We start from the raw sequence: 10550 nt of genomic DNA on the forward strand, positions 1-10550 counted from the left end.
TTAACGCACTGGCCGCGAATGCCCTGCCGGGATTCTCGGGGGCCTCGCCGGGGGACGGGGCCTCGCGCGCCGCGTTACTCGGAGGGCGTGCGCAACAGCCGGCTCAGGCTCACGTCCAACTGGCTGGAGATGAGCCGCAGCACGCTGTCCAACTGGGAGCGAGTCAGCCGCAGCCGCTCCGTCAGCCGCTGCCGCGTCCCGTCCAGCAGCTCCTCCTGCGCGCCCACCACCCACCGCGCCGCCGTGGAGCGGTGCACGCCGTACAGCGCTCCCAGTTGGTCGATGCCCAGCCCGTCCAGGTACTTCAGCCGCAGGAAGTTGCGCTGCCGCGCGGACAGGGCCGCCAGCGCCGCCTGGAACGACGCGCTGAACTCCGCGCGGTACGTCTGCTTGAGGTACGCCAGCTCCGGGTCGTCCCCCGGCGCCACCAGCATGGACAGGTCGCCGTCCTCCGACTGCGCCTGTCCCGAGCGCTGCCGCTGCCAGTCCAGCGCCAGCCACAGCGCCGCCGCGCGCACCCAGCCCGCCAGCGGCCCCGTGCCCGGGTACGCCGCCAGCCGCGCCGGAGCCTCCGCGCTGCCCACCAGCATCCGCTGCCGCAGCGCCTGACGGACTTCATCCAGCCCGGCCGGGGGCAGCCTCAGCCGCGCCACCGCCGCGTCCACCTCCGGCATCAGGCGCTCCTCGAACGTGGCCAGCGCGGAGGGCAACCCATCCGCCGCCGCCCGGGCCAGGTACACGTCCGCCATGTGCAGCTTGCCCCAGGCGTCCTCGTGGCCGTCCGCGGGCACCAGCCGCGCCAGGTGCGCCGCGAAGCGCGACCCCTCCAGGGGGATGTCCGGCCAGGACTGCCGGGCCACTTCCATGGCCTGGGCCAGCCGCTCCTGGAGGACGGAGAGGGCGCCTGCCGGCTCCGTCTTTCCTCGAGCGGTCATGAAAGCCTGGGCTAAGGGCAATTCAGGTGCGGCCACGGCAGAGGACACTACCACCGGCCCCTGTCGCGCCGCCGGGTCACCCGACATGTCGCGCAGAGGCTCCCACCTGTCAGGTGTCCCCCGGGACACGCTCCCGCGCCGCGCGTGTCCACCCGAGCACGCCCCCCTGGCCGTGCGGGGCGCCCCCCTGTCCACCCTCGTCCGCCCGAGTGGCATCCAGCCGGCGTCCCTCCCTCCGTGGCCCTCCGGCCACGGCCGCCCATGGCCTGCGCTTTGCTGGTAGAGCCATCCGGGACGTGGGCTGGTGCGGAGGTGTGAACGTGGAAGAGGTCGGTGTGGGGCTCGGAGTCGGGCCTGGTGACGCGGTGTACTCCTCGTGGCTGGAGGTGAGCGCATCCCACCTCAGGCACAACGTGGCGGCGTTCCGCGTGCTGGAGTCCACCGGCCCCACACCCCGAGCGCTGGGCGCGGTGCTCAAGGGCAACGCCTACGGCCACGGCCTGGCCCAGGTGCTGCCGCTGGTGCACGCGGGAGTGGACGTCCTCTACTTCATCGCGCCGCAGGACGCGCTCACGGTGCGCGCGCACGAGTCCACGCACGGCCTGCCCGCGCGGCAGGTGGTGGTGCTGGGCGCGGTGGCCCCGGAGGAGGCCGTCGTGCTGGCGCGCGAGGGCATCGACGCGGTGGTGGCGGACCGCTCCTGGGCGGACGCGGTGCCGGCCCTGCGCGCGGCGAAGCTGCCGCGTCCCCTGCGCGTGCACGTGCACATCGACACGGGCCTGGGCCGCGAGGGCTTCACGTTGGATCAGCTGCCGCGCGAGACGCGGTTCCTCGCGGAGGCCCTGGACGTGTTCGAGCCGGTGGGCGTGCTCAGCCACTTCGCCAACACGGAGGACGTGACGGAGCAGGCGTACGCGCTGGCGCAGTTGGACGCGTTCGAGACGGCGCTGGGGCACCTGACCGCGCAGCTGAAGCCCGCGAAGCCGTTGCAGCGGCACATCGCCGCGAGCGCCGCGGCGCTGGTGCTGCCCCGGGCGCGCTACGAGGCGGCGCGCGTGGGCATCTCGCTGTACGGCCTGTGGCCCTCACCGGAGACGCGGCTGTCCGCGCGGCTGGTGCTGGGCGAGCTGCCGGTGCTCAAGCCGGTGCTGTCGTGGCGGTGCAGGAGCCAGGTGGTGAAGTGGCTGCCCGCGGGCGCGTACGTGGGCTACGGCTGCACGTACCGCTGCCCGGAGCCCACGCGCATCGCTGTATTGCCGGTGGGCTACTACGACGGCTATCCGCGCCTCGCGTCCGGCAAGGCGCACGTGCTGGTGAACGGGCGGCGGTGCGCGGTGCTGGGCCGCGTGATGATGAACCACCTGATGGTGGACGTGACGCGCGCCACGTCCGACGAGCGCCCGGTGACGGCCACACTCCTGGGCCGCGATGGAGAAGAGTCCGTGTCCGCCGAGTCCCTGTCCGGCTGGGCGCAGACCATCCACTACGAGCTGGTGACACGCCTGGGCGCGCACCTGCGTCGCGTGGTGGTGGAGTAGCGCGCTACTTCCGCGGCGTGCCCTCGGTGAGGCCGGGCGACGGCGCGGTGACGACCGCTGGGGGCTGCACCTTCCATCGGCGGTGCAGCCACAGCCACTGCGCCGGATGCCGGCGGATGGCGCGCTCCAGCGCCGCGGTGACTCGCGCGGTGTGCTCGGTGATGGGGTCCGCGCACTCGCCAGGTTGCGGCGGGAGGATGGGGCCCTCCACCTCCAGCTTGTAGCGCGCGCCAGGACCGGGAGGCCGCACGCCCATCACCACGAACACCGGCACGCCCGTGCGTTCGGCGGCCACCGCCATCGCGGGCGTCGTGGACGCGAGCCGGCCGAAGAAGGGCACGAACACCGCGGACTTCGCGGGCAGCGCCTGGTCCAGCAGCATGTACGCGGACTCGCCGCGGTTCACCGCTTCCGTAATCTCTTGAATCGCGCCCTTCGGATAGATGAGCCCCGCGCCCGCGCCCAACCGGTTCACCGCGATGCGCGTGTTCAGCGCGCCCTTGAGCGGACGCACCAGCGCGTTGAGCGGGATGCCCCAGCGGATCAACATCTGGCCCACCAGCTCCCAGTTGCCGAAGTGCGCCGTCACCAGCAGCGCGCCCTTGCCCGTGGCCACGTGCGCCTTGAGCGCCGCCCACGCCTCCTCGCCCTCGATGCCCTGCTGGTCCCAGTCCGGCGTCATCCGGTCCCCGGACGGCAGCGACTCCACCACCACGCGCGCCATGGTGAGGTACGCACCCCGCGCGATGTCGTGGCGCTCCTGCTCGCTCTTCTCCGGCATGGCGTGCGCCAGGTTGTCCAGCGCCACCTTGCGGCGGATGCCCAGCGTGTAGGCCAGGTTCGCCACGAAGCGCGCGAGCGCATCCCGCGCTTTCGGTGACAACGCGGTGAGCAACGCCCAGACGCCGCGCGTCAGGAACGCCACGATGGGGCCCGGCGGTGAGCCGATGATGCGGCGCAGGTGCTCCGGTGGCCTTTTCCCCTCGGGAGGGGTGTTTGTTTGCGATGGCAGCGGATGCGAGGAGAGGGGAGCGGACACGGCGGCGCACTCCATCGCGAACAGGACCTGACAGCAAGGCCACGCACCGCTTGCTCGTCGCTACCTTGCCAGGCTGCTCTGGTCCACACTGCGCGGCCATGCCCAACCTGCTCCGTCCGGTGGCCCTGGCCACCGTAACCTTCCTTGCGGCATGCGGTGCCCGACAGGGTAACGCTCCCGCTCCCGGTGCTGTTGAAACGCCCGCCATCCAGGCGGCCACAGCGCCCACGCCTCCCACGCTGCGGCTGCCAGAGGACGTGCGGCCCACGAAGTACGCCATCGTCTTGAAGATGGATCCGAAGGCGGAGTCCTTCGAAGGCACCGTCGACGTCATGCTGGAGGTGGCCAAGGCCACGAACGTCATCTGGATGCACGGCAAGGGCCTCATCGTGAAGGAGGCCACGCTGGAGCAGGGGGGCGTCACGCGGACGCTCAAGGCCTCCTCCTCCGGCGAGGACTTCCTCGGCCTGACGCTGGAGAAGCCGCTGGCCGTGGGCGGCGCGAAGCTGCACCTCACGTACACGGGCACCGCGTCCGAGCGCGAGACGTCCGGCGCCTTCCGCGTCAACGAGGGCGGCGACTGGTACATCTACACGCAGTTCGAGCCGCTGGGCGCGCGCCGCGCCTTCCCGTCCTTCGACGAGCCCGGCTTCAAGGTGCCGTGGCAGCTCACCTTCCACGTGCCGGAAGGCAACGTGGCCGTCACCAACACGCCGCAGCTGGCGGAGGAGAAGGGCGCGGACGGCTGGCACATCTACCGCTTCGCCCCTACGCAGCCCCTGCCCAGCTACCTCATCGCCTTCGGCGTGGGCCCGTTCGACTTCCTGCCCGCGCGCGACGCGGGGCAGAAGCAGGTGAAGACGCGCATCATCACGCCGCGCGGCCGGGCGAGCGAAGGCGCGTGGGCCGCGAAGGTGACGCCGGAAATCCTGGAGCGCCTGGAGGCGTACTTCGGCATCCCGTACGCGTACGAGAAGCTGGACGTGCTCGCGGTGCCGCTGATGGGCGGCGCCATGGAGAACCCGGGCCTCGTGACGTTCAACTCGCGCCTCGCGCTGGCGAAGCCGGAGGAGGACGCCGTGTGGCGCCAGCGCGCGTTCGCGAACGTGCAGGTGCACGAGCTGGCGCACCAGTGGTTCGGCGACCTGGTCACCCTGGCGTGGTGGGACGACCTGTGGCTCAACGAGTCCTTCGCCTCGTGGATGACCCCGCGCATCGTGGAGACGTACCAGCCCACGTGGGACGCGCCGGTGGAGCGCGTACAGTCCCGCAACGACGCGCTGGACGCGGACAGCCTGGTCGCCGCGCGGTTCATCCGTCAGCCCATCCAGAACGCGGGTGACATCCAGAACGCCTTCGACGGCATCACCTACGGCAAGGGCAGCGCGGTGCTGGCCATGGCGGAGACGTGGCTGGGCCGCGACGTCTTCCAGAAGGGCATCCAGCGCTACATCCGCGCGCACGCGGGGAAGAACGCCACCGCGAAGGACTTCCTGGACGCGCTGTCCGCCGAGTCCGGCAAGGACGTGTCCCAGGTGATGAACAGCTTCCTGGACCAGACGGGCGCGCCCTTCATCACCGCGACCCTGCTGTGCGACGGCGGCAAGCCGCGCGTGGCCCTCACCCAGCAGCGCTACATGCGCCTGGGCTCCAAGGCCCCGGAGGCGCAGTCGTGGAAGGTGCCGGTGTGCGTGAAGTACCCGGGCGCGGGCAAGGAGGCCACCGCGTGCACGCTGATGACGGAGGAGAAGGCGGAGATCGCCCTGACGGAGGCGAAGGCGTGCCCGGCGTGGGTGTTCCCCAACGCGGACGGCTCGGGCTACTACCGCATGCGCCTGGCGGGCGATGCGCACGCGAAGCTGATGAAGTCCGGCCTGCCGAAGCTGTCGCGCGCGGAGCGGGTGGTGCTGCTGAGTGACTCGCTGGCGCTGGCGAAGGCGGGGCTCATGCCCGCGGCGGACGCGCTGCCGCTGCTCACCGGCGTGGCGGAGGACCCGGACCGGCAGGTGCTGGAGGCGGGCCTGGAGCTGATGGACCTGGTGTCGTCGCGGCTGCTCCCGGAGGCGCAGAACGCGGACCGCGCCCGCTACGTCCGGGACACCTTCGGGCCGCGCGCGCGCAAGCTGGGCTTCAAGCCGCGCGCCGGTGAGAGCGAGGACCTGCGCCTCTTGCGTCCGCGTCTGCTGGAGCTCGCCGGCAACGAGGGCGACGACCCGAAGCTCATCGCGGAGGCGCGCACGCTGGCGGAGCAGTGGCTCAAGGACCGCAAGGCGGTGGCGCCGGACGTCGTGGGCGCGGTGCTCGCCATCGCGGTGGAGCACGGGGACGCGGCCCTGCACACGAAGCTGATGGAGGCCCTGCGCGGCGAACAGAGCCGCTACCAGCGCCAGCAGTTGCTGGGCGGCCTGAGCCACGCCACGGACCCGAAGCTGGTGAAGGCGAACCTGGAGCTGCTGCTCGACCCGAAGCAGGACATGCGTGAGAACCTGTGGCTCCTGATGGGCGCGTCGCGCGACCCCCGCACCCGTGACACCGCGGTGGAGTTCCTGAAGACGAACTTCGACACGCTGGTGGGCACCGACGACAAGCCGGGCCTGCTGCCGGAGGGCATGGGCTCGCGGCTGCCGTACATGGGCGCCGGCTACTGCGACGCGGGCAAGCGCCAGGAGGTGGCCGCCCTCTTCGAGCCGCGCGTGGACAAGGTGCCCGGCTCCGAGCGCGTGCTGCGGCAGGTGCTGGAAATCGTGGACCAGTGCATCGCGCTGAAGGAGTCCCAGGGCGCGAGCATCGGGGCGTTCCTGACCGGCAAGCCGGCCAAGACGCCGCAGGCGCCGCCCGCGCCGCGGTAGTCCTCACCTGAAACGAAACCGGGTCCGCGTGACATGCACGCGGACCCGGGAGTGCCGCACTCGTCGCTGCGGGGAGGGCTACTTCCGGCCGCGCGACATGAAGGACATGAAGGCTTCCTTGGCTTCATCGGAGGCGAGGCGCTGGACGAACTCGGCGCCTTCGCGCTTGAGGGCGGCGTCCACCTGGTCGCGCAGCGGACCGCGGATGAGCGCCTTCGTCACCTTCAACGCCTGGGCGGGGCGCTGGGCCAGGGCGCGGGCGCGCTCGGTGGCCACTTCCTTCAGCTGCGCCTCCGGGACGGCCTTGTTGATGATGCCGGCGCGCAGCGCGGTGGCCGCGTCGAATGGGTCTCCGAACAGCAGCAGCTCCGACGCCAGCGCGAAGCCCGCCATGCGAGGCAGCAGCAGGCTGCTGGCGCCTTCCGCGCACAGGCCCAGGTTGACGAAGGGCATGTTGAAGCGCGTCTTCTCCCCGGCCACCACGTAGTCGCAGTGCAGGAGCATGGTGGTGCCGATGCCCACCGCCGCGCCCTCCACCGCCGCGAGCACGGGCCTGCTCAGGCCGGCCAGGGCGCGCAGGTACTGGAACACCGCGCTGTCCTCGCCCGTGGGCGGGTGCTCCAGGAAGTCGCCAATGTCATTGCCCGCGGTGAACGCGCCGCCCGCGCCGGACAGGAGGACCACCCGGACGTCGTCGCGGCGGTCCGCCTCCAGGAGGGCGGCGGTGGCGGCCTCGTACATGGCGTGGGTGAAGGCGTTCTTCTTCTCCGGCCGGTTGAAGGTGACGGAGAAGACCCCGGCGTCGAGCTGCGTCAGAAGCGTGTCGGACATGGCCGGGCAGACTAACGCGCGTCGGGCCGCAGTGCGCGCAAGAGCAGCGGGGCCAGCGTCACCACCTGGTGGGGGAAGGGCAGGTCCTGCCGGTGCTCCACGCTGTCCGTGCTGACCAGCCGCTTCACCGGCACGCCGTGCAGGCGCTCCAGCGCGGGGCCCACCAGCAGGGCGTGCGTGGTCGCGAGGATGAAGTCGTCCACGCAGCCCTCGCCCTTCAGCTCCTTCGCCGCCGCCGCCAGCGTTCCGCCGGTGGACACCATGTCGTCCACCAGGATGGGGCGCATGCCGCGCACCTGGCCCAGCAGGCCCAGCGTCTCCACGTCGTTGCCGCTCAGCCGCGCCTTGTGCACCACCGCCCACGGGCGGCCGAGCAGCTTCGCCAGCGCCTCCGCCCGCTTCACCGCGCCCAGGTCCGGCGCCACCACCACGGTCGTGTCGGTGACGTGGGGGCGCAGCGCGTCCGCCAGGAGCGGCAGCGCGGACAGGTGCTCCAGCGGGGCGCCGAAGCAGCCCTCCAGCGCCGGGTTGTGCAGGTCCACGGTGAACACGCGCGTGAAGCGGCCGTGGGACACCATGTCCGCCACCAGACGGCCGCCCAGGGGCTCGCCCGGCCGGGCCCGCCGGTCCTGGCGCGCGTAGCCCACGTAGGGAATCACCGCCTCCATCGAGGCCGCGCCCGCCCGCCAGCACGCGTCCGCGAGCAGCAGCAGCTCCATCAGGTTCTCGCCCACGGGCGGGGTGGAGGACTGGAGGATGACGACGCGGCGGCCCCGCACCTCCTCCGGGGGCACCTCGATGTGCAGTTCTCCATCCGGGAAGCGCTCCCGCTTCACCCCCACCGGCTCCGCGCCGAACGCCTGGGCGAGCGCACGGCCGAGGTGGGGACTGGCACTGCCGACGACGAGGGCGATGGGCGTCATGGGCCGCACCCTAGCGCGGGAGGTGCTCGCGGTGCCCTGGCCCCCCGGGCATGCCGCCAGGAGAGCCACTGAACGTGCCTCCGCCGACACACTCCGAAGGGAAGAGCACCTTCCGGGGGTGGAGGCAGACCGATGCGTTTCCGGGACAGGGCGGAGGCGGGGCAGAAGCTCGCGGGGGTGTTGGCGCCCTACCGCTCCGGGGACGTGTGCGTCCTGGGGCTGACGCGCGGCGGGCTGCGCGTGGCGTACGAGGTGGCCCGGGCACTGAGGGCTCCCCTGGACCTGTGGGTGGCGCGGCGGCTGCGCGTGCCGGGGGGCCGCCTCATGCTGGGCGCGGTGACGGAAGGCGGCGGGCTGTACCTGGACCCCCAGGCCGCAAGCCAGGCGAAGCTGCCCGGGGAGACGCTCCAGCGCTTCGTGCACGAGGAGGTGGACGACGTGGAGCATCAGGCCCGGCAGCTGCGAGGCGGCCTCACGCCGCGGATCCGCGGCTGCACGGCGCTGCTGGTGGATGACGGGATGGTGACGGGCGCCACCGTGACCGCGGCGCTCCTGGCGCTGAAGCAGCAGGGCGTGCGCCGGCGCATCGTGGCGGTGGGCGTGGCGACGCCGCGCGCGCTGGAGCTCGTCCGGGGCCGCGCGGACGCGGTGCACGCGCTGACGCTGGACCCCGCGCTGCGCGAGGTCTCCGAGGCCTACGACGCCTTCCCCGCGCTCACCCAGGACGAGCTGCGGCGCTGGCTCACGCGCGCCCGGGAGGCCAGCCCCGCCCGGCCGCAGGGCGTGGCTCCGGACGTGGCGGGCGGGTGGTGGTTCTGACGGGCTTTCGGGAACGCAAAGCGGATGACGACGAGGACATGAGGAGGGCGTATGGATGTGGAAACCGTGCATGCGGATGACCGCAGGCCCCGGACGCACTGGGAGCACTTCACGCGCGAGGAGCTGCTCGGGGTGCGGGGCGTGGGCCGCTCCATGGAGCAGGCCTTCGAGATGGCGGCGCTGGGACTCTGCGCGTTGGTGACGGACCCGCGCAGCGTGGAGGCGCACGAGGAGCTGGAGGTGGATTGCCAGTCCTCGGACCATGACCAGCTGCTCGCGGACTGGCTGCGGGCGGTGGTGGGCGCGATGGCCGGACGGCGCCTGCGCTTTCAGTGCTTCGTGGTGCGGCTGGACGGGCTGAACCTCTTCGGCCACGGCTTTGGCGAGCGTGCGGGACAGGCGCGCCATGGCACCCACGTGGCGGTGACGGGCGCGTCGCTCACCGAAGTGTCCGTGCGCCAGGGGCCGGAGGGCGTGTGGACCGCCGAGGCGCTGGTGGACTTCTAGGGAGGCAGGCGGGCGCGGCGGGACGATTCGTCCACGGAGGGGGTGCGCCGGGGCTCCGGGCTGCTATAGGGGGCGTCTTCCTCTTCGCGACCAGGAACCTCCGGACATGGCTTCCCGTGACATCCGCTTTGTATGGCTCGACCTGGAGATGACCGGGCTGGACCCCAATACCTGCGGCATCATCGAGGTGGGCATCATCGTCACCGGCCCGGACCTGCGCCCCATGGGCGAGTTCGAGCGGGTCGTCTGGCAGCCGGAGGAGATGCTCCAGCGCATGGAGCCCGTCGTGCGCGAGATGCACACGAAGAACGGCCTGCTGGAGAAGGTGCGCGCGTCCACGTCGTCCCTGCGCGTGGTGGAGCGCGAGGTGACGTCCTTCATCGCGGACTACTGCGACCTGGGCGAGGGCATCCTCGCGGGCAACTCCATCCACACGGACCGGCGCTTCCTCATCGACCACATGCCCATGGTGGACCGCTACCTGCACTACCGCATGGTGGACGTGACGAGCCTCAAGGTGATTACGCGCGCCTGGTACCCGGCGCTGGTGGAGCCGCGCAAGCCGCCCAGCGGGCACACCGCGCTCGCGGACCTGCGCTCCAGCATCAGCGAGCTGCAGTACTACCGCGACGTCCTCTTCCGCGCGACGCCGGGCTAAGCGCGTCCTTCAGGCGCGGGGCCCGTCCTCGGGCAGCTGCTTCGCGAGGGTGCCCAGCAGGTCGTCCAGCTCGAAGGGCTTGGCGAGGAAGTGGGAGCTGGCGCGGCGCTCCTCGTCCGTGAGGCGGCCCGCGCTCATCACCACCACGGGCAGGTCGCACAGGTCCGGATGGGCGCGGATGCGGCGCAGCAGCTCGCCGCCGTCCATCACCGGCATCATCAAGTCCAACAGCACCAGGTCCGGCTTGGAGGCCAGGAGCCGCTGGAGGCCCTCGTCGCCGTTGTACGCGGTGACGATGTCGTAGCCTTCGAGCGACAGGATGTCCTCGAGCGCCTCCACGATGGCGAACTCGTCGTCCACGATGAGCAACCGCTTCATGCGCGTGCCCCCTCCACCGCACGCACCCGGCCCGGGACCCCTGTCGGCCGGGAGGCCGGGGGCGGGCTGGACG

10 protein-coding genes are annotated in these 10550 nt (G+C 72.1%); 5 read left to right on the top strand and 5 right to left on the bottom strand.

Translation table 11 applies throughout. The features are described 5' to 3' along the window. Positions 1-74: 74 nt before the first annotated feature. Positions 75-935 (bottom strand): sigma-70 family RNA polymerase sigma factor, encoded by an 861-nt coding sequence (locus D7X99_RS06820; RefSeq protein ID WP_121777024.1) that lies wholly within the window; start codon positions 933-935, stop codon positions 75-77. Between the two features lie 320 nt (positions 936-1255). Here D7X99_RS06820 and alr point away from each other — a divergent pair, with 320 nt between their 5' ends. Beyond that, positions 1256-2473, top strand: a complete 1218-nt coding sequence (alr, locus tag D7X99_RS06825) for an alanine racemase (RefSeq protein ID WP_171805276.1) — start codon at positions 1256-1258, stop codon at positions 2471-2473. A gap of 4 nt (positions 2474-2477) precedes the next feature. Here alr and D7X99_RS06830 read toward each other — a convergent pair whose 3' ends face one another. Then, positions 2478-3527 carry a lysophospholipid acyltransferase family protein gene (locus D7X99_RS06830; protein ID WP_121777026.1) on the bottom strand — a complete coding sequence of 350 codons (1050 nt, stop codon included), beginning with the start codon at positions 3525-3527 and terminating at the stop codon, positions 2478-2480. Positions 3528-3610: 83 nt separating this feature from the next. Between D7X99_RS06830 and D7X99_RS06835 the strand changes: the two genes are divergently transcribed. After that, positions 3611-6361 carry a M1 family metallopeptidase gene (locus D7X99_RS06835; RefSeq protein ID WP_121777027.1) on the top strand — a complete coding sequence of 917 codons (2751 nt, stop codon included), beginning with the start codon at positions 3611-3613 and terminating at the stop codon, positions 6359-6361. A 78-nt stretch (positions 6362-6439) separates the two neighbouring features. Here D7X99_RS06835 and D7X99_RS06840 read toward each other — a convergent pair whose 3' ends face one another. Beyond that, positions 6440-7192, bottom strand: a complete 753-nt coding sequence (locus D7X99_RS06840; protein ID WP_121777028.1) for an enoyl-CoA hydratase — start codon at positions 7190-7192, stop codon at positions 6440-6442. Between the two features lie 11 nt (positions 7193-7203). Beyond that, the gene (locus D7X99_RS06845; RefSeq protein WP_120579012.1) at positions 7204-8124 is read right to left on the bottom strand and encodes a ribose-phosphate pyrophosphokinase; all 921 of its coding nucleotides are present in this window, start codon (positions 8122-8124) and stop codon (positions 7204-7206) included. Positions 8125-8247: 123 nt separating this feature from the next. On the opposite strand from D7X99_RS06845, the gene D7X99_RS06850 reads away from it, so the two are divergent. From D7X99_RS06850 to orn, 3 genes are all read left to right on the top strand, one after another. Continuing rightward, the gene (locus D7X99_RS06850) at positions 8248-8934 is read left to right on the top strand and encodes a phosphoribosyltransferase (protein WP_121777029.1); all 687 of its coding nucleotides are present in this window, start codon (positions 8248-8250) and stop codon (positions 8932-8934) included. Positions 8935-8985: 51 nt separating this feature from the next. Continuing rightward, positions 8986-9441, top strand: coding sequence for an archease (locus D7X99_RS06855; protein WP_121758020.1), 456 nt, complete (start codon positions 8986-8988; stop codon positions 9439-9441). Between the two features lie 106 nt (positions 9442-9547). Next, complete coding sequence (orn, locus tag D7X99_RS06860) at positions 9548-10099, top strand: oligoribonuclease (RefSeq protein WP_120579015.1); 552 nt, start codon at positions 9548-9550, stop codon at positions 10097-10099. 9 nt (positions 10100-10108) lie between these two features. On the opposite strand, the gene D7X99_RS06865 is transcribed toward orn, so the two are convergent. Further along, positions 10109-10477, bottom strand: a complete 369-nt coding sequence (locus tag D7X99_RS06865; protein WP_121777030.1) for a response regulator — start codon at positions 10475-10477, stop codon at positions 10109-10111. Between the last annotated feature and the right edge of the window lie 73 nt (positions 10478-10550).

The organism is Corallococcus sp. AB032C (assembly GCF_003668935.1).
GTDB classification, from domain to species: domain Bacteria; phylum Myxococcota; class Myxococcia; order Myxococcales; family Myxococcaceae; genus Corallococcus; species Corallococcus exiguus.

What these genes read in the sequence shown, in the direction of transcription:
- D7X99_RS06820 (WP_121777024.1), bottom strand. Translation starts at nt 935, where the DNA reads ATGACCGCTCGAGGAAAGACGGAGCCGGCAGGCGCCCTCTCCGTCCTC.
- D7X99_RS06830 (WP_121777026.1), bottom strand. Translation starts at nt 3,527, where the DNA reads ATGGAGTGCGCCGCCGTGTCCGCTCCCCTCTCCTCGCATCCGCTGCCA.
- D7X99_RS06835 (WP_121777027.1), top strand. Translation starts at nt 3,611, where the DNA reads ATGCCCAACCTGCTCCGTCCGGTGGCCCTGGCCACCGTAACCTTCCTT.
- D7X99_RS06840 (WP_121777028.1), bottom strand. Translation starts at nt 7,192, where the DNA reads ATGTCCGACACGCTTCTGACGCAGCTCGACGCCGGGGTCTTCTCCGTC.
- D7X99_RS06850 (WP_121777029.1), top strand. Translation starts at nt 8,248, where the DNA reads ATGCGTTTCCGGGACAGGGCGGAGGCGGGGCAGAAGCTCGCGGGGGTG.
- D7X99_RS06855 (WP_121758020.1), top strand. Translation starts at nt 8,986, where the DNA reads ATGGATGTGGAAACCGTGCATGCGGATGACCGCAGGCCCCGGACGCAC.
- orn (WP_120579015.1), top strand. Translation starts at nt 9,548, where the DNA reads ATGGCTTCCCGTGACATCCGCTTTGTATGGCTCGACCTGGAGATGACC.
- D7X99_RS06865 (WP_121777030.1), bottom strand. Translation starts at nt 10,477, where the DNA reads ATGAAGCGGTTGCTCATCGTGGACGACGAGTTCGCCATCGTGGAGGCG.